A 26,422-nucleotide genomic window follows, 5' to 3' on the forward strand; every position below is an offset into this window, starting at 1 on the left:
TCACTCCCGTAGTGGGTGGGGGGAAGGCCCTTGACCGGGCCTCGACCAGATTCACACGGCCCACCACGGAGCGCATTTCGATCAACTACGGTGCGTAGCGCGGGCTTCCTCGTCCGCCGCCCCACCTGCACCGACGAGCCCCGACCGCATGCCCTCCAACCGTGACCCGAACCGCCGCATCTCCCGCTGCCCCACCGTCCCGATGAGCCCCGGCAGATACCCCCGCACGCCCTGCATGCCGCGCAGCCACCACTGCCCGTACACATGACTGGAGCGCCGCTCGATCCCGGCGACGATCCGGTCGACGGCGGGCCCCAGCGGATACGTCTTGTTGGACGGCCACGGCAGCCGCTGCCGCAGCTCCCGCATCACCTCGTCCTGGTCGGCGCCCCGCACCATGTCGGTGTCGGTCCACGACAGATACCCGACCCCGACCCGTACGCCCTTGTACCCGACCTCGGCCCGCAGACTGTGCGCATACGCCTCCACACCGGACTTGGAGGCGCAGTACGCCGTCATCATCGGTGCCGGAGTGATCGCCGCGAGGGACGCAATCTGCAGCAGATAGCCGCGACTCTCCATCAGAACCGGCAGGAAGGCACGGGCAGTCACGGCCGACCCGATGAGATTCACCTCGATCACCCGCCGCCAGGCCTCGGGGTCCGAGTCGACGAAGGGACCGCCGGTGGCCACACCGGCGTTCGCCACGACGATGTCGACCTTCCCGAACCGCTCCTTGACCTCCCCCGCGACCCGCGCCATCGCCTGATGGTCCGTCACATCGGCGTACCAGTGGTCGCTGTCGCTGTGCAGCCGCTCGGAGACCTGCTTGAGGGCGTCCGGCTCCAGCCCGACCAGGGCCACCTTGGCGCCGCGCGCCGACAGCTTGCGGGCAAGCAGCTCGCCGACACCGCGCGCGGCGCCCGTGACGACGGCGACCTGTCCTTCGAGGCTGACCTTGCTCATGCGCCCTCCTTGATCGTTGCGTACGTCGTCACAAGCTCCCGGATACGGCCGCTGACCAGCTCCGGCGCCTCCACCGGGGTCATGTGGCCGAGCCCCGGCAGCTCGGTGCTGCCCACACAGTTCGGCAGCGCGGCCACCAGCGCCCGCGCCTGCACGGGTGGTGTGAGCCGGTCCGCCGTCCCAACGACGACAGCCGTCGGCACCTTCAACTCCCGTACGCCGTGGTCGAGATCGAGCAGAGCGAGCACCTGCGACCAGGCGTACCGCACCTTGCGCGGACACGCGTGCACGATCCGCGCGCACGCCTCCACCATGTGCGGTGCCGAACCCGGCCCCATGGTCCCGTACTTGAGGATCCGCCGCGCGAGAGGCGTGACCGGTCCGAGCGGCGCCCGCGCCCCCAGGATGTGCTTGGTCAGCCAGGTCCGCAGCCGGCCGGGCCCGAGGGGTACGACGGTCGACTCGGCGACCAGCCGCGACGAGCCCGTGCTGCACAGCAGTACGGCCGCCGCATGCTCCCGGAAGCTCTTTCTCGTGGCCGCCGCCATCACCGTCATGCCCCCCATGGAGTGCCCGGCGATCACGGCCTTCTCACCCGGCGCGAGGGTCGCCTCCAGTACGGCTTCGAGGTCGTCGGCGAGGGCGTCCGGACTGCACGCCGGGCTCGCCGGACTGCGTCCGTGGCCGCGCTGGTCGTAGGCGATGACGCGGTGGTCGGCGGCGAGGTCCCGTATCTGCGCGGCCCAGAAGGCGGTGGAGCAGGTCCAGCCGTGGGCGAGGACGACGGCGGGCGCGCTCTTCGGCCCGTGCACCTCCACGTGCAGCCGGGCGCCGTCGGCGGAGACGGCGACGATTTCGCGGGCGGGGGTGGGCGGGGCGTACGGCCCGGACGTGACGTGCATGAGCCGGCTCACGCGTCCACCTCCGCCTTCTGCTCGGCGGGCGCCCGGAGCAGTTCGTACTCGGCGAGATCCACCTGCCGCGTGGCCCGCCGGAACTCGGTCGTCGTGCCCGGCCAGATGGTGGTGTTACGACCGCTCGCATCGAGGTACCAGCTGGTGCAGCCGCCGGTGTTCCACACCGTCCGCTTCATGCGCTCCTGCACCCGGCGGTTCCAGGCGGCGACGGCGCTCGGCCGGGCGTCGAGGGCGGCACGGCCGCCGAGGACGTCCAACTGCCGTACGAAATCGGCCATGTAGTTGAGCTGCGACTCGATCATGAGGATCATCGACGAGTTCCCGAGCCCGGTGTTGGGCCCGATGATCGTCATCCAGTTGGGGAACCCGGCAGCGCAGGCGCCCCGCAGCGACTCCATCCCGCCCTTCCAGGCCTCGGCGAGGGTCTTGCCCTCCGCCCCGACCACCCGCTCGGCGATCGGCATGTCGGTGACATGGAACCCCGTACCGAAGATGATCGCGTCGACCTCGGCCTCGCTCCCGTCGGCAGCGACGACGGTCGAGCCGCGGATCTCACTCAGCCCACTGGCCACGACGTCGACATTGGGCCGGGCGAGCGCCGGATAGTAGGTGCTGCTCAGCAGGATCCGCTTGCAGCCGATGCGGTAGTCGGGGGTGAGCTTGGCGCGCAGGGCCGGGTCCTTGATGGCCCGTGCCATGTTCCGCTTGGCCAGCTGCTCCACGAAACCCAGCTCGTTGGGACGCTTGGTGAACGCCTGGACCTGCAGCTCCCGGATCCCCCACAGCAGTCCGCGGCGGGCCTGCGCGGTGAAGGGCAGGGTGCGGTGCAGGGCCCGCTCGGCTCCGCTGATGGCGCGGTCGACGCGCGGCATGACCCACGGCGGGGTGCGCTGGAAGAGGGTGAGCCTGCCGACCTCGGGCTGGATGGCGGGCACGATCTGGATGGCGGAGGCGCCCGTCCCCACCATGGCGACGCGCTTGCCACGCAGGTCGTAGTCGTGGTCCCAGCGGGCGGAGTGGAAGACCTTGCCGGGGAAGGAGTCGAGCCCCGGAACGTCGGGCACCTTGGGATCGGACAGCGGCCCGGTCGCGGAAACGACCACATCCGCGGTCAGCGACCCGCTACTGGTCTCGATCTCCCACCGCAGCTTCTCGCTGTCCCAGGTCATCATCTTCACTTCGGAGTCGAAGCGGATGTGGGGCCGGAGGTGGAAGACGTCCGTGACGTGCTCCAGGTAGGCACGGATGTGCTCCTGCCCGGAGAAGGTGCGCGGCCAGTCGGGATTGGGCGCGAAGGAGAAGGAGTAGAGGTGGGAGGGCACGTCGCAGGCGCACCCCGGGTAACTGTTGTCGCGCCAGGTGCCCCCCACGCTGCCGGCCCGTTCGAGGACGACGAAGTCGGTGACTCCCTCGCGCCGCAGCCGCACGGCGGCCCCGAGCCCGCCGAACCCGGACCCGATCACCGCCACCCGCACATGCTCCCGCTCAGCCATGCCGACGCCCTTCCTCACGCGACTCCGCCAGTGAACACTGGCGCAATGGGAGAGTAGAGCACCTCCGTACCGATGGGTAGGGGTGGAGAAGAGGGAAGTTACCGGCGGTACAACATAGGCTGCGTTCGTGACCGAGAAGCGCGAGTACCGCATGGAGGAACTGGCCCGCCTGGCCGGCATCACCGTACGCACCCTGCGCTTCTACCGAGAACGCAAACTCATACCGCCGCCCCGCCGCGAGGGCCGTATCGCCTGGTACGACGACCACCACCTGGCCCGCCTGCACACGATCGCGGCGATGCTGGAACGCGGCCACACCCTCACCGGCATCGCGGAACTGGCGGAGGCCCTCGACCACGGCCGGGACGTCGCCGACCTCCTGGGCATCGAGCCGACCGAGGAGGAACCGGTCCGCCTCACCCCCGAGGAACTCGCCGCCCGCTTCGAGGGCCAGGTCACCCCCGAGAACCTCTCCGCCGCCCTCGACCTCGGCTACCTCGGCACCGACGGCGACGAGATCGTCCACATCAGCCGCCGCCTCCTGGACGTCTCCTCGGCCCTGGTCCGCGAGGGCATCCCCCTGGCCGAGGTCCTCAAGGCGGGCGCCCGGGTCCGCGAACACGTCGACGCCCTGGCAGAGATGTTCGCCGAACTCGTCCTCCGCCACACCGGCGAGGAGGACCTCCAGCGCTTGCGCCCACTGGCCCGCAGCGTGGTGGAGGCGGAACTTTCGCTGGCGTTGGACCGGAGGTTGCGGAAGCAGGGCTAGCGTCCTGAGGCACCCCTTGTCCGGTAGTTCCTGATCTTTCACACCATCGAGGCGCTTTCCGGATAATCCTGGGCGGAACCGCGTTCGTACTCCGAGAGTGAGATCGAGAAGGCCCCGGCGGCTGTGCCACCAGCCCCGGGGTGTGGCCGACACTTTCAAGGAGCGTCGACGTGCCCAAGGTAGTCCTCAGCCTTCACAACCGACCTCGACTCCAACCGAAAGCCCGCGAGCTCTTGGAGCCGTGCGCCTCAGCAACGTGACCGAAGTGACCACCTCACCCGGCAGGCAGCGCGCCTGCATCCAGCAGTGCACCCAGCAACTGGGCTTCACTCTGATCGCCGAAGCCGAAGATCTGGGGGTATCCGCACGCAAGACGTCCCCCTTCGAGAGGCCTTCACTATCGCCGTGGCTGCAACGCCCGGACGACTACGACGCCATCGTGTGGTCACATGTGGACCGCGCCGTGCGTTCCGTCGCCCACATGTCCGAGTTGATCGAGTGGGGTCAGCAGCTTGCGAAGACACTCGTCTTCGGGATGTCTGAAGAGCGTCAGCCACTCGTGGTCACGCCGCAGGCAGATGGCGACGCCATTCGCCGTTGCATGAATCTGGCCTACGCCGCCGAACAGGAGGCCCGCGCCCTATCTGCTCGCCTCACCGGCGCCCACGAAGCGCTGCGCGCGACGGGCCGATACGGAGGCGGCCTCGTACCGTTCGGGTACAAGAAGGCACCTCATCCCTCCGGCATCGGCTGGTGCCTGGCTCCCGACCCGGACACCGTCACCGTCGTCCGCGCGATTGTGGACGATGTGCGCTCGGGACTGTCCCTGGTCGCCATCGCCCGCAAACTCGAAAGCGCGGGCGTTCTGGTACCGCGCGACCGCCACGCCCAACTCCAGGGACGTCCCACAGGTGGGCGGCGCCACGGACGCGACTTCGAGCGATTCAGCTGGACACCGGGCAGTCTGTGCAAGATCCTCCGCACCCCGGCGCTGATGGGCCACCGGGTACACAGAGGAAAGACCGTCCGTGACGCTCAGGGCTCACCCGTGCTGATCGGCCCCCCACTGCTCACCGAAGAGGAGTTCCAGGCCCTCCAGGACACCCTCAACTCCCGCTCGAACGGCATCCACCCCAAGCGCCGGGAGACGTCGCTGCTGACCGGCGTCGCGCGCTGCGCCGGGTGTGGTGGCCGCATGTACTTCGCCGCGCGGAAGGCCTATCCCTACGGCGACTACGGCTGCCGCGCTGCTGCCCGGGGCACGACCTGTCCCGCCCCCGCCGCGATCCGCGCCGACTGGCTCGACGAGCACACCGTCGGGCGCTACCGCGAGGCGTTCGCCGTGGACGGCGAGGTGGCGCGGGAGCAACTCCTCGAGGACGGCGTTCGCGTCACAGTAGCCAAGGGGCGGTCGGGCGGCGGACCGAAGCGGCTGGCCGGACCGGATACGTCTCGCTTGACCTTCACAGTCGGCGAACGAGTCAACACGCCTCACATCTCGAAGACCACCGTCACAGGAGCATGATCCGACCACCGCTCCTCATGGCTGGCCGCCCGCTCCACAACAGCCTTGACCGCACGGGCGGCCAGCCCAGGCGTTGCGACGGCGAGGTCGATCCTCCAACCTGAATCCGCATCGAAGGCCCTCCCCCGATACGACCACCACGTGTACGGCCCCTCCACCTCCGGATGCAGAGCTCGTACGACGTCCACATAGCCGCCGTCGGCCTCGTCAAAGACCTGCGTGAGCCACTCCCGCTCCTCCGGCAGGAACCCGGAGTTCTTGGTGTTGCCGCGCCAGTTCTTGAGGTCGGCCTGCTGGTGGGCGATGTTCCAGTCGCCGCAGACGACCACCTCCCGGCCGTCGGCGGCAGCCCGCTCCCGCAGGGCCTTGAGGTACGCCAGGAACTCGCCCATGAAGCGGATCTTCTCGTCCTGGCGCTCGGTGCCGACCTCGCCGGAGGGGAGGTAGAGGGAGGCGACCGTGACACCCGGCAGGTCGACCTCGACGTAGCGGCCGCTGGTATCGAACTCCGCCGCGCCGAAGCCGACTTGGATGCGGTCGGGCTCGCGGCGGGTGTAGAGGGAGACGCCGGCGCGGCCCTTGGCGGCGGCCGGTGCGTGCACCACGTGCCAGCCGTCGGGCGTGCGCACGTGCTCGGGCAGCTGCTGCGGCTCGGCGCGCACCTCCTGCAGGCAGAGCACATCGGCGGAGGTGCCCGCGAGCCACTCCACGAAGCCCTTCTTCGCGGCGGCACGCAGTCCATTGACATTGACGGAAGTCACAGTGAGCACGCGGGAACGATACCGGCACACTGGATCGAGACCGGACCCCCTCCATGCATAGGTGTACGATCTTCGACATGAATATACGCCGTGTCTCCTTCGATCATCCGGACGCCGTCAAGCTGAACGACGAGGTCCAGGCGGAGTACCACGTGCGCTACGGCGACGGCGGGGACGCCACGTCCCTGGACCCGACGGACTTCGAGCCGCCGAACGGCGTGTACTTCATCGCGTACGACGAGAACGACAGCCCCGTGGCCACGGGCGGCTGGCGCGCCCAGGACACCAACGGCGAGGGCAACCTCGACGGGGACGCCGAGGTCAAACGGATGTACGTGGTGGAGGCGGCGCGCGGCCGCGGGCTCGCCCGGCGCATCCTGGCTGCCCTGGAGGAGGACGCCCGCGCGGCCGGCCGCCTCCGGATGGTCCTGGAGACGGGCACGAAGCAGCCGGAGGCCATCGCCCTGTACACGTCCAGCGGGTACGAGCCCTGCGAGAAGTTCGGCTACTACCGGTCCTACGAGAGCAGCCGCTGCTTCGCGAAGCGGCTCGGCTCCTGACCGTTCGCGGCTCTTCCCGGCGTCACCAACTCGGCCCGGGGGACGCACTGGTGGCGCCGGACGAGGAGCAAAGCAAAGATCCCGCCCGATCAACCGATCGGACGGGATCTTTCCAACTCCCCCGAGTCTCCTCGGGTTAGTTGTTGCGGTGGACCTGAGGGGATTTGAACCCCTGGCCCCCTCGATGCGAACGAGGTGCGCTACCGGACTGCGCCACAGGCCCTTGCAACGAGTGAAACTCTAGCACCCCGATCCGCGTGCTTGGAAATCCGTTCCCGGCCCGCCGCCGGGGCAGCGGCACAGGTGGGGCGGGGGGCTACTCGTTGGCGGCCCGCGGCCGCTCGCCGTCCTCGTACTGGTCGAACAGCGGCGTACGCCCCCGCTCCCGGGCCCGCCGTGCGGAAGCCGCCCGGCGGGCGTCACTGCGCCCGTCGTCGTCCGCCTTGTCCTCCGCGGGGGCCGCCGGGCCCGGTTCCGCGGCGTCGGCGGCCTGCGTCTCCTGGCCCCGCGCCACGGAGCCCGACCGCGCCGAGCTCCACGTGTCCGGCGCCCCGAGGTCGACGTCCGCGGTGGCCCGCGGAGCGACCGGAGCGGTCACATACGTCGGCAGCGGCACCGGCACCGGGTCCCAGCTGTCCCCGTGCCCGGGCCGCCGCTGCCGCTCGCGCTGCTGGTCCACCCACTCGGCGTGGTCGGTCTGCTCGACGAGGGCGCGCCGGTCGGCGGCGAGTGCGGACAGCCCCGGGTCGGTGTCCTGCGCCGGTCCCTCGTCCGATTCGTCGGCGTCCGCTTCGGTGGCGGCCGGGCGGCGGCGCGGCTGGCGGGCCCGCTCACGGAGCCGCTCGGCGGCGTCCTCGGCGCGGCGCCGGTCCATCTGGTAGGCGAAGCGGCGTCGCTCCTGGGAGCGCAGATACGCGATGTAGGCGCTGAGCAGCACGGCGGGCACACCGGGCGCCCAGAGGAACGCGAGCCCTCCGACCGCGGCGACGACCGTGCCGAGCGTGAACGCGATGAAGAGCATCACGGTGGTGCGCCGGCGCCGCGCGAGCGCCTTCATACGCCGGGCGCGCGCCAGGGCCGCTTCCTCCGAAGGAGAACGCCGGGCCGCGGGCACCCGCTTCCGCGCCGGTGCGGGCGCAGGCGTCGGGGCCGGTGCGGGCGCCGGGGCTTCCGCCTGTTCGCGCGCGGGTTGTGCGCGCCCGGACGCCTGTGCCTGGACCGGTACGTCCGCGCGCGCCTGGGGCCGGCTCGGAGGCACGGCGAAGGCCCGGACGTCCACCGAGTCGGTGACGGCGTCCGGACGACCGGCGCTGGACTCCCCCTCCTCGGTGGAGCGCGCCTGCAGGTCCTTGGCGTACCGGCGCTCCATACCCGCCCGTCCGGACAGCAGCCGGATGGCGGTGCTGAAGCGTTCCGTCGGACGGGCCTCGTTCAGCTCGTCCTGCCTACGGAGCCACATCGGCACCAAGTAGGCGGCCCAGGCCCCGACAATGACTGCGTAGATGAGGCCGCTGCTGCTCACGCCTCACACGGTAGAGGGGTTTGCGTGAGGCCATCTGCCAATTGAGCCGGTGTGTCGCACGATCTGGCTGATATTTCGAACTTTTTTTGTGACCGATGCGATCAGCACCCCACCGAGGGCGTGAATTTAGCGCCTTGAGACGGTCGCCTCTCGATCAATTTCGAACACATATTCAATTTCCCGGGCTTCCCGGGCTTCCCGGGCTTCCCGGCTTCCCGGCTATGCGGGATTCCCCCGAGTACGTGCCCGCTGCCAGCGGTTGAGCAAACCATCGGGGACCTCTTCCGCGGTGAGCGCGAAGACGAGGTGGTCGCGCCAGGCTCCGTCGATGTGGAGATAACGCGGTCTGAGGCCCTCCTCACGGAATCCGAGTTTCTCCACCACCCGGCGGCTCGGCCCGTTCTCGGGGCGAATGCAGACCTCGATGCGGTGCAGTCCGACGGTGCGGAAACAGTGGTCCACGACAAGCGCCACGGCGGTCGGCATCACTCCGCGACCGGCCACCGACTCGTCCACCCAGTAGCCGACGTGGCCCGAGCACATGGAGCCCCAGGTGATTCCGGCGACCGTCAACTGCCCGACCAGACGCCCCTGGTACTCGATGACGAACGGCAGCATCCGGCCGGAGTTCGCTTCGGACCGCAGGTGCCGGACCATCTGGCGGTAGGTCGGCCGGTGCGCGATCGGCCCGCTCGGAGTGGGCGGCGGAATGGTGGCCTCCCAGGGGCGCAGCCAGTCCCGGTTGCGCCGGTTGACCTCGCGCCAGGCCCGCTGGTCGCGCAGCTTTATCGGCCTCAGGACGATGTCGCCGTCCGTCAGCACGACGGGCCAGGATGGGCTGTTCAGCTCGCACCCCCACTGGTGGAGCCGGGTCTGGGGTGGTCTCCGCCGCGGATCTGGTCGACGGCGTGGACCAGGACGGGTTCCAGGACGGCAAGTCCGTCCTTCACCCCGCCGGTGGAGCCCGGCAGATTGACGATCAGTGTGCTTCCCGCCACTCCGGCCAGGCCCCGGGAGAGCGCGGCGGTGGGCACCTTCTCCCGTCCGAACGCCCTGATGGCCTCGGCGATGCCCGGCACCTCGTGGTCGATCACCTTGCGCGTGGCCTCGGGGGTGCGGTCGGTCGGTGAGATGCCGGTGCCTCCGGTGGTCACGATCACGTCGTACCCGGCGTCGACGGCGGCGCGCAGGGCGGCCTCCACCGGGTCCCCGTCGGGGACGACCTGCGGTCCGTCGACGGCGAAGCCGAAGCCCTTCAGGCCGTCGGCGATCAGCGGGCCGCCCTTGTCCTCGTAGATCCCGGCGGCCGCCCTGTTGGAGGCGGTGACGACAAGCGCGCGATACGTCATGTCCGGCTCCAGTCGCCCGACTTGCCGCCCGTCTTCTCCTCCACCCGTACGTCCGTGATGACCGCTCCCTTGTCGACCGCCTTGACCATGTCGATCACGGTGAGGGCGGCGACGGAGACGGCGGTGAGGGCCTCCATCTCGACGCCCGTGCGGTCCGTGGTCTTGACGGTGGCCAGGATCTCGACGGCGTCGTCCGCGACCGACAGGTCCAGTTTCACACCGGACACCGACAACGGGTGGCACAGCGGGATCAGGTCCGGGGTGCGCTTGGCGCCCATGATGCCCGCGATGCGCGCGGTGGCGAGGGCGTCACCCTTGGGGACCCCCTCGCCGCGCAGCAGCTCGACCACTCGGGGCGAGACGAGGACACGTCCGCTGGCGCGGGCGGTGCGCGCGGTCACGTCCTTGCCGGACACGTCGACCATGCGGGCGGCGCCCGCGTCGTCGATATGGGTCAGTCGATCGTCCGTACTCATTGGCTGTGTGGCGCTCCCGGTCCGGGCCCCTCGCGGTGCGGCGCGTGGGTCTGTTGTGCGCGACACGGTACCGCGGGCCGGGAGCACTCAGCCGAGCAGGACGACCTCGACCTCGGTGCCGGGCTCGACGGACTCCACGTCCTCGGGGACGACGATCAGTGCGTCGGCGTGCGCGAGGGCCGCGACCAGGTGGGATCCGGCGCCGCCGACCGGGGTCACGGAGCCGTCGGCGTACGTCCCCCGCAGGAACTGTCTACGGCCCTTCGGCGAGGTCAGCGCCTTGCCGGCGGTGAGAGTCGCGCGGGTGCGCGGCCGGTGCACGTCGTCGAGTCCCATGAGGGTGCGGATGGCGGGGCGGACGAAGAGCTCGAAGGAGACGTACGACGAGACCGGGTTGCCGGGGAGTGCGAGCAGCGGGGTGTGGTCGGGGCCGATGGAGCCGAAGCCCTGAGGCTTACCGGGCTGCATGGCGAGCTTGCGGAAGTCGATGCCGCTGCCCGGCTCGTCCTCGTCGCCGACGTACGACAGGGCCTCCTTGACGACGTCGTACGCCCCGACGCTCACGCCGCCGGTGGTGACCAGCAGGTCTGCGCGGACGAGCTGGTCCTCGATGGTGGAGCGGAGGGTCTCCGCGTCGTCGGCGACGGCGCCCACCCGGTAGGCGATGGCGCCGGCATCGCGGGCGGCGGCGGTGAGGGCGAAGCTGTTCGAGTCGTAGATCTGGCCGCTGCCCAGCTTCTCGTCGGGCTGGACGAGTTCGCTGCCGGTGGACATGACGACCACGCGCGGGCGGGGGCGCACGCGTACCGTGCCACGGCCGATCGCGGCGAGCAGAGCGATCTGCGGCGGCCCGAGGACCGTGCCGGCCTCGAGGGCGCGGTCGCCGGACTTCACGTCGCTGCCCTTCGCGCGTACGTGCGCGCGCGCCTCGGCCGGGCGGTACACGTGCACGTGTCCCTCGGCGCCCTCGGGGGCCAGGGCCCGGGCGCGCATGCCGGTCGCCGGGCCCTCGCCGAGGCCGCCGTCGGTCCATTCGACGGGGACGACGGTCTCCGCGCCGGGCGGCAGCGGAGCGCCGGTCATGATGCGGGCGGCCTGGCCGGGGCCCACGTGGAGCAGGTCGGCCTGGCCCGCCGCGACGTCCCCGACGACGGCCAGGACGGCGGGGAACTCCTCGCTCGCGCCCGCGACATCCGAGACCCGCACCGCGTACCCGTCCATGGAGCTGTTGTCGAACGGCGGCAGGGAGACAGGCACCGTGACGTCCTCGACCAGGACGCAGCCCTGGGCGTCGAGGAGTTGCAGCTCGATGGGTTCCAGGGGGCGGACGGTCGTGAGGATGTCCTCCAGGTGTTCGTCCACCGACCAGAGGTGGTCCTGGCCGGTGGTGCGGGGCGCGGCGCTGCTCAACGTTGCTACATCTCCTCGGCTACGTAACTGCGAAGCCAGGTCCGGAAGTCCGGGCCCAGGTCTTCACGTTCGCATGCGAGTCTGACAATGGCACGCAGGTAGTCGCCGCGGTCGCCGGTGTCATAGCGGCGGCCCTTGAAGACGACGCCGTGCACCGGGCCGCCGACCTTCTCGTCGGCCGCGAGCTGCTGGAGGGCGTCGGTCAGCTGGATCTCACCGCCGCGACCGGGCTCGGTCTTGCGCAGTATGTCGAAGATGTGCGGGTCGAGGACGTAGCGGCCGATGATCGCGTAGTTGGACGGGGCGTCGGCGGCGGCCGGCTTCTCGACCAGGTCGTGGACCTTGACCACGTCGGCGTCGCCGGTCGGGTCGACGGCCGCACAGCCGTAGAGGTGGATCTGCTCGGGCGCGACCTCCATGAGCGCGATGACGCTGCCGCCGCGCTGCTCCTGGACCTCGACCATGCGCGCGAGGAGCGGGTCGCGCGGGTCGATCAGGTCGTCGCCGAGGAGGACGGCGAAGGGCTCGTGGCCGACGTGCGGGGCGGCGCACAGCACCGCGTGGCCGAGGCCTCTGGGGTCACCCTGACGCACGTAGTGCATGGTCGCGAGGTCGCTGGACTCCTGGACCTTGGCGAGCCGACCCGCGTCGCCCTTCTTCTGGAGGGCGGACTCGAGCTCGTAGTTGCGGTCGAAGTGGTCCTCGAGGGGGCGCTTGTTGCGGCCCGTGATCATGAGGACGTCGTCGAGGCCCGCCGACACGGCCTCTTCGACCACGTACTGGATCGCGGGCTTGTCGACGACCGGCAGCATCTCCTTGGGAGTGGCTTTCGTGGCCGGCAGGAACCGGGTGCCAAGGCCTGCTGCAGGGATGACAGCCTTGGTGATCCTGGGGTGCGACTGGGTCATGGCGGCAACCTTATCCGGTGCCTTTGCAGGGAATCTGTGGCTCCGGTTAATTGGCTCTCATATGAGCGCATATGGAAGGGTACGGGTGCGACCTGTGAGTCACATCGGGCGTGCGACCGAGGCTGACAAGCGAATGTTGCGGCGAGGGCTCCTCGCGGTGAGAAACAGATTGACGGCGGATGACGTGCGGGAATCCGCGGAAGCGCTGGCCGGCCGCGCCCTCGAGCTGCCCGAGCTGGCGCATGCGCGCACGGTGGCGGCGTACGTCTCCGTTGGGAGCGAGCCGGGGACGCTCGCGCTGCTGGACGCGCTGCGCGAGCGGGGCGTGCGCGTCCTGCTTCCCGCCCTTCTCCCGGACAACGATCTCGACTGGGGCGCCTACGCCGGGGAGGGCTCCCTCGCGCGCATCCAACACGGCGGAAAAATGGCTCTCTTCGAGCCCGCCGGCGAACGTCTCGGACCGGACGCCGTGACCGGGGCCGACGTCGTGCTGCTGCCCGGCCTCGCGGTCGACGCCCGCGGGATGCGGCTGGGGCGCGGCGGAGGGTCGTACGACCGCGTCCTCGCGCGTCTGGAGCGCGCGGACGCCCACCCCGCGCTGGTGGTGCTGCTGTACGACTCGGAGGTCGTCGAGCACGTGCCGGAGGAGGCGCACGACCGGCCGGTGCATGCGGTGGTGACGCCGTCGGGGGTCCGGCGGTTCACATGAGAAGTGCCCTCCACGCGCGCGTGGAGGGCACTTTCCGTGACCCGTGACCCGTGGCCCGTGACCTAGGGCCGGTGGCTCATGGCTTCAGGACCAGGGTGTCGCTCGTGTTCTCGTCGACGGCCTTGTCCGAGAAGTTCCAGTCGAGCAGTTCGCCCTTGACCCACTTGCTCGTCTGGTCGGTGTAGTGGGCGCTGTAGGCGTGCCCCGAGGCGCCGGTGAGGTTGATCCACTTCGACTTGTCGAGGTCGTCGAGGTTGACCACCATCCGCATCGACGGCACCCAGACGACGCCGTAACCGCCCGCCGCGTTCCAGCCGGTGGCGTTGACCGTCGCCTCGCCGCCACTGAGCTTCCAGGGGCCGCGGTTGAGGATGTACTTCACGAAGGCGGGGCCGTCGGTGCCGAGGGTCTGGTTCTTCAGGAACAGGCGGTGCAGACGGCCCCAGCTCCAGGTGTCGATGTCCTTGCCGAGCTTGGCCGTCAGCTCCCAACGGGCGTCGATCATGGCGCGCTTGAACAGGTCGTCGCGGTTGTCGCTCGCCCCGGGCCGGGTGAGCGACTTGGGCGTGGACCACCAGTCGCTCTTCGGGTCGTCCATGAGCTTGCGGACGACCTCGAACCAGCGGTCGCCGCCGTCCGGCTGCGCCTGGTCGGCGTCGCGCTGACCGCACTCGCGCACCTTGTTCGTCTCGTCCGCCGGCCCGGTGCTGTTGACCGGATCGACCCACAGGCACTGGCCCTCGACCCGCAGCTCCTTGGGCAGCTTGTTGCCGAAGGCGAGCTTGAGGATGTTGCGCCAGACCGAGTTGAAGTAGGCGGCGGCCGCCGAGTCGGCGTCCTGGGTGTAGTCCCAGCCCTCCAGCAGCTCCTGCGCCTCACGGACGTCCTTCGCACTGCGGACGTCCTTGTCCTTGATGTCGATCTTCAGCAGCTTGGGCACGAGCAGCTTGGCGATCTCGCTGCTGTTGTCCAGCTGCATCTGGCGCATGTCGTCGGTGGAGATCTTGCCGCCGCCCCTGATCTTCGACTCGATCAGGTCGGTGATGCGCTGGCTGCGGGTGCCGTAGCCCCAGTCGGTGGTGAGTGTGTAGGGGTACTTGTCCTTGTCGACCACTGCCTGGTTGGCGGTGACGATGTAGCCGCGCTTGGGGTTGTACTCGTACGGCAGCGCGTCCTGCGGGATGTACCCGGTCCACTTGTAGCTGGAGTCCCAGCCGGGCGCGGGGATCGAGCCGTCGTCCTTCTTCGCGCGCGTGGGGATCTTTCCGGGCAGCGTGTAGCCGATGTTGGTCTTGTCTGCGTAGACGAGGTTCTGCGAGGGCACGTCGAACAGGGCGGCCGCGGAGCGGAAGTCGCTCCAGTTCGACGCCCTGTCCATGGCGAAGACGGCGTCCATGGAGGTGCCGGGGTCGAGCGCGGTCCAGCGCAGCGCGATGCCGTAGCCGTCGCCGCGGTCGGGTGCGGCGGTGTTGACGGCGGCCTTCTTGCCGACCGTCACGAGCTCGTCGTCGCGGTCGGAGAGCAGGGGCATCCCGTCGGCGGTCTGGCGCACGACGATCGTCTTGGACTGGCCGCCGGCGACCTTGATGGTCTCCTCGCGGGTCTTGAACGGCCGCACCGTGCCGTCGTAGAGGTAGCCGTCGCCGGAGACCTTCTCCAGGTACAGGTCGGTGACGTCGACCCCGGAGTTGGTCATGCCCCAGGCGATGTTCTGGTTGTGGCCGATGACCACGCCGGGCATGCCCGCGAAGGTGTAACCGGTCACGTCGTACTGGCACTTGCTGGAGACGGTGCGGCAGTGCAGGCCCATCTGGTACCAGACGGACGGCAGCGAGGCCGACAGGTGCGGGTCGTTGGCCAGCAGCGGCTTGCCGGTGATGGTGTGATCCCCTGCGACGACCCAGGAGTTGGAGCCGATGCCCTGGCCGTTCACGCCGACGGCCGTGGGCACGTGGTCCAGGACCTTGTAGAGACCCGACAGCTGGCTCGTGAGGGCCGAGCCGGTCGACGCCGAGGAGGACGTGCCCGTCGCGCCGCTCCCTGACGTACCTGCCGTACCGGACGTACCGCTCGTGGACGAGCTGCCGTTCTGCTCGAACGTCTTGGAGAGCGCGTTGTACTGGCCCTCCTGGACGATCGCCTTGTTGCGGCTGTACGGGTAGTCCGGGTACAGGTCGGCGATCTGCTTGGGGCCGAGACGGCTGGTCATCAGGGCGCGGTCGATCTCGTCCTGCATGTTGCCGCGCAGGTCCCAGGCCATCGCCTTCAGCCAGGAGACCGAGTCGACCGGGGTCCACTGCGCCGGCTTGTAGTCGTTGACGAAGCCCAGGGCCGCGTACTCCAGGGAGATGTCCTTGCCGTCCTTGCCCTGCAGGTAGGCGTTGACTCCCTTGGCGTACGCCTGGAGGTACTTCTTGGTGGAGGCCGACAACTTGGTGTCGTACTCCTTCTTCGCCACCCGGTCCCAGCCCAGGGTGCGCAGGAACTCGTCGTCCTTGACCTGGTCCTTGCCGAACATCTCCGACAGGCGGCCGGAGGTCATGTGGCGGCGCACGTCCATCTCGTAGAACCGGTCCTGCGCCTGGACGTAGCCCTGCGCCATGAACAGGTCCTCGTCGGAGGAGGCGTAGATCTGCGGGATGCCGTTGCCGTCGCGCTTGACGTCGACGGGTCCTGACAGGCCGTCGAGCGTGATCGAGCCCTTCGTCTGCGGGAACGACGCGCGGACGGTGCTGATGGACCAGTACGCCCCGTAGGCGATGCCTCCGATGATGGCCAGGACCAGTACCAGCACGACCAATCGGGCTTTGCGCCCCTTCTTCCTGCCGGACTTGCCGGGCTTGTCACCCGTTGTGGCGGTGGTGTTGGGGGGCATCGCTGTCCTTGCTGTCCTAACGCGAGCGGCAGGCGGGGCTGTGACTTTGAATGAGCGCTGGAGCAACCATAGGCGCAGGGCTCTGCGCCCCTTGACGCGGAGTCGGGAACGAGAGCGGACCGGTGTTCGATCCGGCCTCCATGAGCGTCAAGAAATCGTCAAGAGTTAGGTAAGGTAACGAAGTACTTGGATGCGGAGTTTCTCGGCTTCGTGTCCTATGTACGTGAGCTCCCGCGCGGGATGCGTGTGAGCCAGGGAAGGGAACGGCCGCTGACTGTCCACCACCTCAACCAGCTTCTGCTCGTCTGCTCGCTCGTCCTGCTCGTCGCCGTGGCAGCGGTCCGGATCTCCTCGCGCAGCGGGCTCCCCAGCCTGCTCGTTTACCTGGGGATCGGGGTCCTCATGGGGCAGGACGGCATCGGCAACATCCACTTCAACAACGCCGAACTGACCCAGGTCATCGGATACGCGGCCCTGGTCGTGATCCTGGCCGAGGGCGGTCTGGGCACGAAGTGGAAGGAGATCAAGCCGGCCCTGCCGGCCGCCTCCGCGCTGGCACTGGGCGGGGTCGCGGTGAGCGTCGGGGTCACGGCATCGGCCGCGCACTTCCTGATCGGGCTGGAGTGGCGGCAGGCGCTCATCGTCGGGGCGGTGGTCTCCTCCACGGACGCGGCGGCGGTCTTCTCGGTGCTGCGGAAGATCCCCCTCCCCGCGCGCGTGACGGGCACGCTGGAGGCCGAGTCCGGCTTCAACGACGCCCCGGTCGTCATCCTGGTGGTCGCCTTCTCCACGGCCGGCCCGGTCGACCACTGGTATGTGCTGCTGGGCGAGATAGCGCTGGAACTCGCCATCGGCGCCGCCATCGGGCTCGCGGTGGGCTGGCTCGGCTCCTGGGGCCTCCGGCACGTGGCGCTGCCCGCCTCGGGCCTCTACCCGATCGCCGTGATGGCGATCGCCGTCACCGCGTACGCGGGGGGCGCGCTGGCGCACGGCAGCGGCTTCCTGGGCGTCTACCTCGCCTCGATGATGATGGGCAACGCGAAACTGCCCCACTGGCCCGCCACCCGCGGCTTCGCCGACGGACTCGGCTGGATCGCCCAGATCGGCATGTTCGTCCTGCTCGGCCTGCTGGTCACCCCGCACGAGCTCGGCGACGACGTGGTGCCCGCGCTCGTCATCGGCCTGGTGCTGACCATGGTGGCGCGCCCGCTGAGCGTGATGCTGTGCCTGGTGCCCTTCCGGGTGCCGTGGCAGGAACAGACCCTGATGTCCTGGGCCGGGCTGCGCGGCGCGGTCCCCATCATCCTGGCGACGATCCCGATGGTGCAGGGCGTCGAAGCCAGCCGCCGCATCTTCAACATCGTCTTCGTGCTGGTCGTCGTCTACACCCTGGTCCAGGGGCCGACGCTGCCCTGGCTCGCCCGCAAGCTGCACTTGGGCGAGGAAGCCGAGGCCGCCGACCTCGGCATCGAGTCCGCCCCGCTGGAGCGGCTGCGCGGGCATCTGCTGTCCGTCGCGATCCCCGAGGGATCGAAGATGCACGGCGTCGAGGTGGCCGAGCTGCGCCTGCCGGCCGGCGCCGCCGTCACCCTCGTCGTCCGCGAAGGAAAATCGTTTGTCCCCCTGCCCACGACGGTGCTGCGGCGCGGCGACGAACTGCTCGTCGTCGCCACGGACCCGGTGCGGGACGCGGCCGAGCGGCGGCTGCGCTCGGTCGGGCACGGCGGCAAACTGGCCGGATGGCTCGGAACGAACGGGGCGGAAGCGGGAGCCGGCCGTTAATGGCGTGTTTCATACGATTCACACTCTGGGTAATCGCAGGTGAACGCCCGCATGGTGCTCGTATTCACAGGCACATCAGCCTTTGATCCCTGTACGATGAAGGCGCACCTAGATCGAACCAACTCTGCCTGACGCAGTGCTGGCGCGACCGTATGGCGGCCGGGACGTCCCTGAGCAGTGGACCGCCGGTATCTACCGCAGTTCCGCGCAAGAGGACAGCTCTCGGCGCCGCCCGCAAAAGGGGGCCGCGCTACCAGGCGGCAGAAAGGCACGGGCCGTGGCATCCACGGTCACCTCCCGCCCGGGCTACGGACAGCTGCTGCGCACCCGCGGCGCCTGGACGTTCCTGCTCCCCGGCTTCGCGGCACGCCAGCCGTTCGCGATGCTCACCATCTCCATCGTGCTGCTCGTGCAGCACACCAGCGGCTCCTACGGCGCGGCGGGCGCCGCAGCTGCCGTCACCGGCGTCTCCATGGCCCTGTTCGCGCCCTACAGCGGCCGTCTCGCCGACCGCTACGGGCAGCGCGCCGTGCTGATCCCCGGCGTGCTGCTGCACTCCCTGTCGGGCCTGACCCTCACCGCACTCGCGCTGGCCCACGCGCCGCTGTGGGCCCTGTTCGCGGCGGCCGTGCCGACGGGCGCCTCGGTACCGCAGGTCGGACCCATGGTCCGCGCCCGCTGGGGCGTGAAGCTCCAGGGCTCGCCCCTGATGACCACCGCGGCCGCCTTCGAGTCCGTCACGGACGAGCTGACCTTCGTCTTCGGCCCGCTCCTTGCCACCGCCCTGTGCACCGCCGTCACCCCGGCCGCCGGCCTGGTGACCGAGGCCTCGCTGACGCTCGTCGGCGGTCTGCTGTTCGCGGCACAGAAGAGCACGCAGCCCGCGGTCACCGCCGCCGGGCACGCGCGCGTGGAGCACGCTTCCGCTCTGCGCGTCCCTGGTGTGCGCGTTCTGATCGTGGCCTTCCTGGGCATCGGCTCCGTCTTCGGCGGCATGCAGGTCTCGCTGGCCGCGTTCACCGAGTCGATCGGCGAGCCCGGCCTGAACGGCGTCCTCTACGGCGTCTTCGCGGCGGGCAACATGCTCTCCGGCATCGTCTGCGGCGCCGTCGCCTGGAAGGTGGCCCCGCAGCGGCGCCTCGTCGTCGGGTACGGCGCCCTCGCGCTGGCGGCCTGCGGCCTGTGGGCCGCGCACTCGGTGCTCCTGCTGGCCGGCCTCGGCCTGCTCGTCGGCATGTGCATCGCGCCCGCGCTGATCACCGGCTACACGCTGGTCGAGGGCCTGGTCCCGGCCGGCGCCCGCACCGAGGCCTTCACCTGGCTGACCGGCGCGGTGGCGCTCGGCCAGGCCGCGGCCGTCACGGTCGCCGGACAGCTGGAGGACCGCTTCTGGGGCGGGGCCGGGTTCCTGGTGCCGACGGCCGGTACCGTACTGGCGCTGACGACCCTCGTGGCCCTTCGGTCACGGCTCGTGGCGCGCCCCCGCAGCCTGACCGTCGCACGTGGCGTCGGTCACCGCGTGCCGGTGACGGTGGACTGATCCTCAGGAATACGTCAGTATGGACGCTCGTTAGCACTCATTGAGTGAGAGTGCCAGGAGGAAGACAGTGCCCACCTACCAGTACCAGTGCACCGAGTGCGGCGAGGGCCTCGAGGCGGTGCAGAAGTTCACCGACGACGCCCTCACTGACTGCCCCAACTGCGGTGGCCGCCTGAAGAAGGTGTTCTCCGCGGTCGGCATTGTCTTCAAGGGCTCCGGTTTCTACCGGAACGACAGCCGCGGCTCCTCTTCGAGCAGCTCACCGGCGTCGTCGTCGAAGTCGTCGACGTCCACCTCGTCGTCGGCCCCGTCTTCGTCGTCCTCGGACTCGAAGCCGTCGAGCACCGGCACCTCCTCCAGCAGCAGCTCCGCCGCTTAGGACGCACCGGACTCGCTCACGGGACCCTGTCGTCGTACGACGGCAGGGTTCTCGTCGTATCCGGATCCCCCTCTCGGCACGCCGTCGGGGCCGGATACTGTGCCGCCATGGCGAACGCAGAGATCGGTGTAATCGGCGGCTCGGGCTTCTACTCGTTCCTCGACGACGTGACCGAGGTCCAGGTGGACACCCCTTACGGGCCGCCCAGCGACTCCCTCTTCCTCGGTGAGATCGCCGGCCGGCGGGTCGCCTTCCTGCCCCGCCACGGACGCGGCCACCACCTGCCGCCGCACCGGATCAACTACCGGGCCAACCTGTGGGCGCTGCGGTCGCTCGGCGTACGCCAGGTGCTCGGCCCGTGCGCGGTGGGGGGTCTGCGCCCCGAGTACGGGCCGGGCACACTGCTCGTCCCGGACCAGCTGGTCGACCGTACGAAGTCCCGGGTGGGGACGTACTTCGACGGGCTGCCGCTGCCCGGCGGCACCATCCCGAACGTGGTGCACGTCTCCCTGGCCGATCCCTACTGCCCCGTCGGACGGGCTGCCGCTCTGAAGGCCGCGCGCGGCCGGGACTGGGAGCCGGTGGACGGCGGCACCCTGGTCGTGGTCGAGGGGCCGCGCTTCTCGACCCGCGCAGAATCGTTGTGGCATCAGGCGCAGGGCTGGTCGGTGGTCGGCATGACGGGCCATCCCGAGGCGGCGCTCGCCCGTGAACTGGAGCTGTGCTACTCGACGATGACGCTGGTCACCGACCTCGACGCGGGCGCCGAGACCGGTGAGGGCGTCTCGCACGACGAGGTACTGCAGGTTTTCGCGGCGAATGTGGACCGGCTGCGGGGCGTGCTGTTCGACGCGGTGGCCGCCCTGCCGGCGAACGAGGACCGGGACTGTCTGTGCACGAAGGCGCTGGGCGGGATGGACCCGGGGTTCGAGCTGCCGTGACGAGGTGCCGGAGAGGAACCTCAAGGGGTCGGGACTCCAGGACTCGTGGACTCCGGAACTCCCCGTTCCGGTGAGGAAGTTGTCCACAACCCGTCGGTAGTCCACCGGCGTCGGCAGAGATCGTCGCGAGGCCTCATCGTGGGCCTGCAAGCCGATTCCTCGACGCAGGTGGTGATCCGCATGTCCCTCCCTCCCCCGCTCTTCTTCCCCTCCCCTTCCGCCCCGCGCCCGCCAGGCGACGACGCCCCCGCCACCTGCGAGGTCCCGCACTTCGCTCCCGTGCGGGTGCGCGGCGGGCGCTATCAGCTACGGCGGCTCGTACGGCACCGGAGGCGGGCCGTGGCCGCGGGCCTCGCCGTGACCGCGGCCGCGCTGGTGGCGGCCGGGCCACGGGCCACCGACCCGGCGCGCGGGCATCCGATGGCGGATCCCGTACGCAAGCACCGCGCCGTCGAGATGGTGGCCGCCCCGGTGCGGATCGCCGACGGGGCCACGGTCCGGCTGCTGCGGCCCGGCGACCGGGTGGACGTCGTCGCCGCCCAGGAGACCGCGACGGGCGGCGACACCCGCGTGGTCGCGCGCGGGGCGCGGGTGAGCAAGGTGCCGGAGCCTTTGGACAGCGGGGCCGACAGCGGGGCGCTGGTCGTGCTCTCGGTTCCTCGTGCCACCGCGGCGCATCTCGCCGGCGCGAGCGCGACGGCACGGCTGGCGGTGACGGTGTGCTGATCGACGATGTGCGCATCCTGCGCGGATTCCTGTCGAGTCCGTCGGTCGAGCCACCCGAACGGGCAGGGCGGTCCCGCGGTGCCGTAGGTTGCGGAACTGTTTGTTCCCCAACCTGTGCGTGCGAGAAGAGGACCCGAGGTGAGCGAGAAGAAGGAGCCGAGCGTCTGGCAGGGCTTCAAGGCCTTCCTGATGCGCGGGAACGTCGTCGATCTGGCGGTGGCAGTGGTCATCGGCGCCGCGTTCACCAACATCGTGAGCTCGGTGGTGAAGGGGCTCATCAATCCGCTGGTCGGGACGATCGGCACCACGAACCTCGACAACTACAAGGCGTGCCTGAGCGAGTCGTGCAAGGGCGACAAGGGGATCCAGCTCCTGTGGGGCTCAGTCCTCGGCGCCACCCTGACGTTCGTGATCACCGCTGCCGTCGTCTACTTCCTGATGGTGCTGCCCATGGCGAAGTACCTCGCCCGCGTGGAGGCCCGCCGCAAGGCGCGGGAGGGCACGCACGAGGTGATCGAGGTGACCGAACTGGAGGTGCTGAAGGAGATCCGCGACGAGCTGGTCGCACAGCGTGCGGCCGGGCGCGACGAGCGGTAGCGGCAGCGGCCCGCGCGGCTCAGAGGTGGTGGGGCGGCTTCTCGTCGAGGAAGCGCTTCAGGTCGGCCGCGGAGTCGCCGTCGGAGCCCGGCCGCTCGCCCCAGCCGCGGTCGGTGTCGTCCGAGGACTGCTGGTCCAGCGGATCGTCGAAGATCAGCGCGGGCTTCGGGGCGCGCGGCTCGGGGGCGGGGGCGGAGGTCATGCGTCCAGGGTACGGCCCCGGGGGTGCGCGACCGCCGGGTCGCGCCGGCGGTCCGCCCGGCCTGCGGGCCCTGCGCCGTGAGGACAGGTCCGCGCCTGCTGCCAAGGAATTCCCACCGGTTATCTGCTGTGCTTGGTCCCATGACGACCAGCTCGACTCCGCCGCCCGCGTCCTCCGGGACACCGGCGAACCGCCGACCACTGCGCAGGCTCGCGTCCCGGGGCCGTGGGGAGGCGCACCGCGTCGCCTCCCCGCTCGAGCTCTTCTTCGACCTGTGCTTCGTCGTGGCCGTCGCCCAGGCGGGCGCCGAGCTGGTGCACGCCATTACCGAGGGGCACGCGGGCGAGGGGATCCTCAACTACGGGATGGTGTTCTTCGCCATCTGGTGGGCGTGGATGAACTTCACCTGGTTCGCCTCGGCGTACGACAACGACGACGTGCTCTACCGGGTCGTCACGCTGGTTCAGATCGCCGGGGTGCTGGTGCTGGCGGCCGGGATCTCGCGGGCGTTCGAGGAGCACGAGTTCCTGGTCGTCTGGCTGGGCTATGTGATCATGCGGGTCGCCATGACGGCGCAGTGGCTGCGCGCGGCGCGGTCGACCGAGGGCGCCGAGCGGACCATGGGGCGGCGCTACGCCGCGGGTGTGTCGCTGTGCATGGTCGGCTGGCTGGGGCTGGTGGTGCTGCCGGAGGGCGGCCGGCCGTGGGTCTTCCTGGTGATGGCGGTCCTGGAGATGTGCGTGCCGCCGTACGCGGAGAAGGACCACCCCACGTCCTGGCATCCGCACCACATCTCCGAGCGGTACGGGCTGTTCACGATCATCGTGCTCGGCGAGACCATCGCGGCGGCCACCGTCGCGGTGAAGTCGGGCATCGACGAGAACGACGCGCTGGGCGAGCTACTGCCCATCTCGGCGGGCGGGCTGCTGGTCGTCTTCGCCGCCTGGTGGATCTACTTCGCGGTGCCGATCCACGATCATCTGCGCACCAACCGGCAGGCTTTCCTGTGGGGTTACGGCCACTACCTGATCTTCGCCTCGGCGGCCGCGGTCGGGGCGGGCCTGGAGGTGGCCGTGGAGCAGGCAGTCGGCAAGGCGCACATCTCCACGCTGGAGGCATCGGCGGCTGTGACCCTGCCGACGGCGTTGTATCTGCTCACCGTGTGGGCGCTGCACTCCCGTTACTACAAGGTGGGCATCGCCCAACAACTGGTGCTGCCGACCACGGCGTTGCTCGTGATCGTCTGCACCTTCCTGGGCGACTGGGCGGTGCTCGCTGCGGGCCTGGTGTCGGCGCTGGCGGTGGCGGGCGGGGTGGCGCTGGCGGCGCGCAGGGGCGCCGGGGAGCGTGGGGCGAGCGGATCGAGCGGGGAACGCGCGACGAGTCCGGCGGGCTGACCGGGTGCTGTCGTGCCGGGCCGGGCGAGACTGGCTCCATGACAGTTGACGCATTGACGGACGTCACCGGAGTGCGGGTGGGGCACGCGACGCGCACCGGCGGCGGCTGGCTCACCGGCACCACGGTCGTCCTCGCCCCGGAAGGCGGCGCCGTCGCCGCCGTGGACGTGCGCGGCGGCGGGCCCGGCACCAAGGAGACCGACGCGCTCGACCCGCGCAACCTCGTGCAGAAGGTCGAGGCGATCGTGCTGACCGGGGGCAGCGCCTACGGGCTCGACGCGGCGTCGGGGGTGATGGCCTGGCTGGAGGAGCAGGGGCGCGGGGTGCGCGTCGGGCAGGACCCGGCCCATGTGGTGCCGGTGGTGCCCGCCGCCTGCGTCTTCGACCTCGGGCGGGGCGGCGACTTCCGGGCCAGGCCCGATGCCGCCACCGGCCGGGCGGCGGTCGAGGCGGCCGCGGCGAGCGAGGCCGGGGCACGGGTGCAGGAAGGGTGCGTGGGCGCCGGTACGGGCGCGGCCGTGGGGCCGATGAAGGGCGGGGTCGGCACCGCGAGCACGGTGCTCGGCTCGGGGATCACGGTGGCTGCCCTGGTGGTGGCCAACGCGGCGGGATCGGCGACGGATCCGGAAACGGGCGTCCTGTACGGGGAGTTGTTCCAGGGGCGGGTGGACCACCCCGAGCCGCACGTCCACGAGGCCGCGCGCGGCCGCCTCGCCGAGAGCGCTGCGAAGAACGCCCTCCCCCCGCTGAACACCACGCTGGCCGTGGTCGCCACCGACGCGGACCTGTCGAAGGCGCAGGCGCAGAAGCTCGCCGGCACGGCCCACGACGGCATCGCGCGCGCCGTGCGGCCGGTGCACCTGCTCAATGACGGGGACACGGTGTTCGCGCTGGCGACCGGAGCACGCCCGCTCGACGCCGGGCACCCCCTCGCCCTGAACGAGATCCTCGCGGCGGGCGCGGACCTGGTGACGCGGGCGATCGTGCGGGCCGTGCGCGCCGCCGAGCCGGTGGACGGGCCCGGCGGGTCATGGCCGTCGTACGGGCAGCTGTACGAGGGGCGTTGACCCCGGGGGCGCGGAGAGTTGGGGAACTCGGCGGGCGTGGGCGGACGTGGTGTGCCCGTCGGCACGACACCCGCTCACGCCGACTGACGCACGCTCACGCCGACTGACGCACGCTCACGCCGACTTGGGTGCCCCGCGTCGGGGCCTTCGGCTGCCCGCGATTGTCCGGGTTCTGTCACGCGATGATGTTCACCGGCTACGGCGGGAACCTCACGCGCCACCGGCGCCCTCCTTCTTCACGCACTGGAGCGGAACACCCACATCACACGAACCTGGAGCAGCCCGTGACAACGCCGGACATTGCCGCGCGGCGCGTACGCGTACTGGGGGCCTGTGCCGCCCTGATGGTCGGCGCCCTCACCCTGACCGCCTGCGGTGGCGACGCCAACGCCAACTCCTCGGGCTCGTCGAGCGACAGTAAGGGCGGCAAGGGCTCGGCCGGGGCGTCGAGGGCGAAGATCGTCATCTCGGCGAAGGACGGCTCTACCGACGCGTCGATCAACACGACCGGCGTGAAGGTCAGCGACGGCAGGCTGACCGACGTGAAGATGACGGTGGCCGGGTCGGGACAGGCCGTTGCGGGGTCGATATCCGCTGACGGCGGGGTCTGGAAGCCCAAGCAGCAGCTGGAGCGCGGGACGAAGTACCAGATCTCGGCTACCGCGAAGGACGGGAGCGGCCGTACGGCGGCCGCCAACTCCATCTTCACCACGGTCACTTCGGCCAACAGCTTCATCGGGACGTACACGCCGGACAACGGGACGACGGTCGGCGTGGGCATGCCGGTGTCGTTCGACTTCGACAAGGTGATCAGCGACAAGAAGGCCGTGCAGTCGCACATCACGGTCACGTCGAGCAGCGGGCAGAAGGTGGTCGGACACTGGTTCGGGGCGCAGCGGCTCGACTTCCGGTCCGAGGAGTACTGGAAGGCCGGCTCCAAGGTCACGATGAAGATCGACCTGGACGGCGTCGAGGGCGCGAACGGCGTCTACGGGGTGCAGAAGAAGACCGTCACCTTCACCGTCGGGCGCTCGCAGGTCTCCACGGTGGATGTGAACACGCAGACCATGACGGTCGTGCGGGACGGCAGTACGCTCAAGTCGGTGCCGATCTCCTCGGGCAGCCCGGAGCACACGACGTACAACGGGCAGATGGTGATCTCCGAGAAGTTCGTGCAGACGCGCATGAACAGCCAGACGGTGGGCCTGGGCGGCGAGTACGACATCCCGGACGTGCCGCACGCGATGCGCCTGACGTCCTCCGGCACCTTCATCCACGGCAACTACTGGTACAACAGGGGCAATCCGCCCTTCGGCCGCCAGGGCACCAGCCACGGCTGCGTCGGGCTCGCCGACGTGCAGGGCGCGCAGGGCGCCACGAACGCCAAGTGGTTCTACGACAACTCGCTGATCGGCGACGTCGTGATCGTCAAGAACTCCCCGGACAAGACGGTCTCCCCCGACAACGGGCTCAACGGCTGGAACATGTCGTGGAGCGAGTGGATGGCGGGGAGCGCCGCGTAATCGCCGCCTGAGCAGCAACTTCTGACAG

At 70.2% G+C, this 26,422-nt stretch carries 25 protein-coding genes and 1 tRNA gene; 13 read left to right on the top strand and 13 right to left on the bottom strand.

From position 1 onward, the window contains the following. Positions 1 to 81 precede the first annotated feature (81 nt). Genes EDD92_RS20455 through EDD92_RS20465 form a run of 3 tightly spaced genes read right to left on the bottom strand, consistent with a single transcriptional unit; the run spans position 82 to position 3,376 of the window. Positions 82 to 966, bottom strand: a complete 885-nt coding sequence (locus tag EDD92_RS20455) for an SDR family oxidoreductase (protein ID WP_123965660.1) — start codon at positions 964 to 966, stop codon at positions 82 to 84. Further along, positions 963 to 1,880, bottom strand: coding sequence for an alpha/beta fold hydrolase (locus EDD92_RS20460; RefSeq protein ID WP_123965661.1), 918 nt, complete (start codon positions 1,878 to 1,880; stop codon positions 963 to 965). The genes EDD92_RS20455 and EDD92_RS20460 overlap by 4 nt, the downstream gene beginning before the upstream one ends. Next, positions 1,877 to 3,376 carry an NAD(P)/FAD-dependent oxidoreductase gene (locus EDD92_RS20465; protein ID WP_123965662.1) on the bottom strand — a complete coding sequence of 500 codons (1,500 nt, stop codon included), beginning with the start codon at positions 3,374 to 3,376 and terminating at the stop codon, positions 1,877 to 1,879. The genes EDD92_RS20460 and EDD92_RS20465 overlap by 4 nt, the downstream gene beginning before the upstream one ends. A 127-nt stretch (positions 3,377 to 3,503) precedes the next feature. On the opposite strand from EDD92_RS20465, the gene EDD92_RS20470 reads away from it, so the two are divergent. Beyond that, the gene (locus EDD92_RS20470) at positions 3,504 to 4,145 is read left to right on the top strand and encodes a MerR family transcriptional regulator (RefSeq protein WP_123965663.1); all 642 of its coding nucleotides are present in this window, start codon (positions 3,504 to 3,506) and stop codon (positions 4,143 to 4,145) included. A 142-nt stretch (positions 4,146 to 4,287) separates the two neighbouring features. Next, entirely contained in the window at positions 4,288 to 5,670 is a 1,383-nt protein-coding gene (locus EDD92_RS20475) for a recombinase family protein (RefSeq protein ID WP_260326624.1), read from the top strand. Here EDD92_RS20475 and EDD92_RS20480 read toward each other — a convergent pair. After that, positions 5,637 to 6,461 (bottom strand): exodeoxyribonuclease III, encoded by an 825-nt coding sequence (locus EDD92_RS20480; RefSeq protein ID WP_123965665.1) that lies wholly within the window; start codon positions 6,459 to 6,461, stop codon positions 5,637 to 5,639. The two genes, EDD92_RS20475 and EDD92_RS20480, sit on opposite strands and share 34 nt — an antisense overlap. Before the next feature lie 47 nt (positions 6,462 to 6,508). On the opposite strand from EDD92_RS20480, the gene EDD92_RS20485 reads away from it, so the two are divergent. Next, positions 6,509 to 6,991, top strand: coding sequence for a GNAT family N-acetyltransferase (locus EDD92_RS20485; protein WP_123965666.1), 483 nt, complete (start codon positions 6,509 to 6,511; stop codon positions 6,989 to 6,991). A gap of 149 nt (positions 6,992 to 7,140) precedes the next feature. On the opposite strand, the gene EDD92_RS20490 is transcribed toward EDD92_RS20485, so the two are convergent. The 7 genes from EDD92_RS20490 to galU all read right to left on the bottom strand — a co-directional run bounded on the left by EDD92_RS20490 (position 7,141) and on the right by galU (position 12,656). Beyond that, a tRNA-Ala gene (locus EDD92_RS20490) sits at positions 7,141 to 7,214 on the bottom strand. Between the two features lie 93 nt (positions 7,215 to 7,307). Further along, positions 7,308 to 8,513, bottom strand: coding sequence for a gephyrin-like molybdotransferase receptor GlpR (gene glpR, locus EDD92_RS20495; RefSeq protein WP_123965667.1), 1,206 nt, complete (start codon positions 8,511 to 8,513; stop codon positions 7,308 to 7,310). A gap of 219 nt (positions 8,514 to 8,732) precedes the next feature. Further along, entirely contained in the window at positions 8,733 to 9,335 is a 603-nt protein-coding gene (locus tag EDD92_RS20500) for a GNAT family N-acetyltransferase (RefSeq protein WP_185124073.1), read from the bottom strand. A gap of 20 nt (positions 9,336 to 9,355) precedes the next feature. Then, entirely contained in the window at positions 9,356 to 9,862 is a 507-nt protein-coding gene (locus tag EDD92_RS20505) for a molybdenum cofactor biosynthesis protein B (RefSeq protein WP_123965669.1), read from the bottom strand. Next, positions 9,859 to 10,338: a cyclic pyranopterin monophosphate synthase MoaC gene (moaC, locus tag EDD92_RS20510; protein WP_030941990.1), complete on the bottom strand. Its 480-nt coding sequence runs from the start codon at positions 10,336 to 10,338 to the stop codon at positions 9,859 to 9,861. Before moaC ends, EDD92_RS20505 begins: the two co-directional genes overlap by 4 nt. An 87-nt stretch (positions 10,339 to 10,425) precedes the next feature. Then, complete coding sequence (gene glp / locus EDD92_RS20515) at positions 10,426 to 11,748, bottom strand: gephyrin-like molybdotransferase Glp (RefSeq protein ID WP_123965670.1); 1,323 nt, start codon at positions 11,746 to 11,748, stop codon at positions 10,426 to 10,428. 5 nt (positions 11,749 to 11,753) lie between these two features. Next, entirely contained in the window at positions 11,754 to 12,656 is a 903-nt protein-coding gene (gene galU / locus EDD92_RS20520) for a UTP--glucose-1-phosphate uridylyltransferase GalU (RefSeq protein WP_123965671.1), read from the bottom strand. A 133-nt stretch (positions 12,657 to 12,789) separates the two neighbouring features. Here galU and EDD92_RS20525 point away from each other — a divergent pair, with 133 nt between their 5' ends. Further along, positions 12,790 to 13,365, top strand: coding sequence for a 5-formyltetrahydrofolate cyclo-ligase (locus EDD92_RS20525; protein ID WP_078912699.1), 576 nt, complete (start codon positions 12,790 to 12,792; stop codon positions 13,363 to 13,365). 76 nt (positions 13,366 to 13,441) lie between these two features. Here EDD92_RS20525 and EDD92_RS20530 read toward each other — a convergent pair whose 3' ends face one another. Beyond that, a complete protein-coding gene (locus EDD92_RS20530) occupies positions 13,442 to 16,240 on the bottom strand; it encodes a penicillin acylase family protein (RefSeq protein WP_123965672.1) in 2,799 nt (932 codons plus the stop codon). Between the two features lie 240 nt (positions 16,241 to 16,480). Here EDD92_RS20530 and EDD92_RS20535 point away from each other — a divergent pair, with 240 nt between their 5' ends. From EDD92_RS20535 to mscL, 6 genes are all read left to right on the top strand, one after another. After that, positions 16,481 to 18,022, top strand: a complete 1,542-nt coding sequence (locus EDD92_RS20535; RefSeq protein ID WP_123970467.1) for a potassium/proton antiporter — start codon at positions 16,481 to 16,483, stop codon at positions 18,020 to 18,022. Positions 18,023 to 18,299: 277 nt separating this feature from the next. After that, complete coding sequence (locus EDD92_RS20545) at positions 18,300 to 19,562, top strand: MFS transporter (protein WP_123965673.1); 1,263 nt, start codon at positions 18,300 to 18,302, stop codon at positions 19,560 to 19,562. A gap of 67 nt (positions 19,563 to 19,629) precedes the next feature. Continuing rightward, entirely contained in the window at positions 19,630 to 19,941 is a 312-nt protein-coding gene (locus EDD92_RS20550; RefSeq protein WP_030942005.1) for an FmdB family zinc ribbon protein, read from the top strand. Between the two features lie 107 nt (positions 19,942 to 20,048). Then, positions 20,049 to 20,882 (top strand): S-methyl-5'-thioadenosine phosphorylase, encoded by an 834-nt coding sequence (locus EDD92_RS20555; protein WP_123965674.1) that lies wholly within the window; start codon positions 20,049 to 20,051, stop codon positions 20,880 to 20,882. A gap of 180 nt (positions 20,883 to 21,062) precedes the next feature. After that, positions 21,063 to 21,608 carry a hypothetical protein gene (locus tag EDD92_RS20560; RefSeq protein WP_123965675.1) on the top strand — a complete coding sequence of 182 codons (546 nt, stop codon included), beginning with the start codon at positions 21,063 to 21,065 and terminating at the stop codon, positions 21,606 to 21,608. A gap of 138 nt (positions 21,609 to 21,746) precedes the next feature. After that, positions 21,747 to 22,205, top strand: a complete 459-nt coding sequence (gene mscL / locus EDD92_RS20565; protein ID WP_123965676.1) for a large conductance mechanosensitive channel protein MscL — start codon at positions 21,747 to 21,749, stop codon at positions 22,203 to 22,205. Positions 22,206 to 22,224: 19 nt separating this feature from the next. Here mscL and EDD92_RS20570 read toward each other — a convergent pair whose 3' ends face one another. Further along, positions 22,225 to 22,407, bottom strand: coding sequence for a hypothetical protein (locus EDD92_RS20570; RefSeq protein ID WP_030942012.1), 183 nt, complete (start codon positions 22,405 to 22,407; stop codon positions 22,225 to 22,227). Between the two features lie 140 nt (positions 22,408 to 22,547). Between EDD92_RS20570 and EDD92_RS20575 the strand changes: the two genes are divergently transcribed. The 3 genes from EDD92_RS20575 to EDD92_RS20585 all read left to right on the top strand — a co-directional run bounded on the left by EDD92_RS20575 (position 22,548) and on the right by EDD92_RS20585 (position 26,394). After that, the gene (locus EDD92_RS20575; RefSeq protein ID WP_123965677.1) at positions 22,548 to 23,804 is read left to right on the top strand and encodes a low temperature requirement protein A; all 1,257 of its coding nucleotides are present in this window, start codon (positions 22,548 to 22,550) and stop codon (positions 23,802 to 23,804) included. A gap of 38 nt (positions 23,805 to 23,842) precedes the next feature. Beyond that, positions 23,843 to 24,871 carry a P1 family peptidase gene (locus tag EDD92_RS20580; protein ID WP_123965678.1) on the top strand — a complete coding sequence of 343 codons (1,029 nt, stop codon included), beginning with the start codon at positions 23,843 to 23,845 and terminating at the stop codon, positions 24,869 to 24,871. 284 nt (positions 24,872 to 25,155) lie between these two features. Further along, positions 25,156 to 26,394, top strand: coding sequence for an Ig-like domain-containing protein (locus EDD92_RS20585; RefSeq protein ID WP_123965679.1), 1,239 nt, complete (start codon positions 25,156 to 25,158; stop codon positions 26,392 to 26,394). The last annotated feature ends 28 nt before the right edge of the window (positions 26,395 to 26,422 follow it).

The sequence above is a fragment of the Streptomyces sp. TLI_185 genome, from assembly GCF_003814765.1.
Taxonomy (GTDB): domain Bacteria; phylum Actinomycetota; class Actinomycetes; order Streptomycetales; family Streptomycetaceae; genus Streptomyces.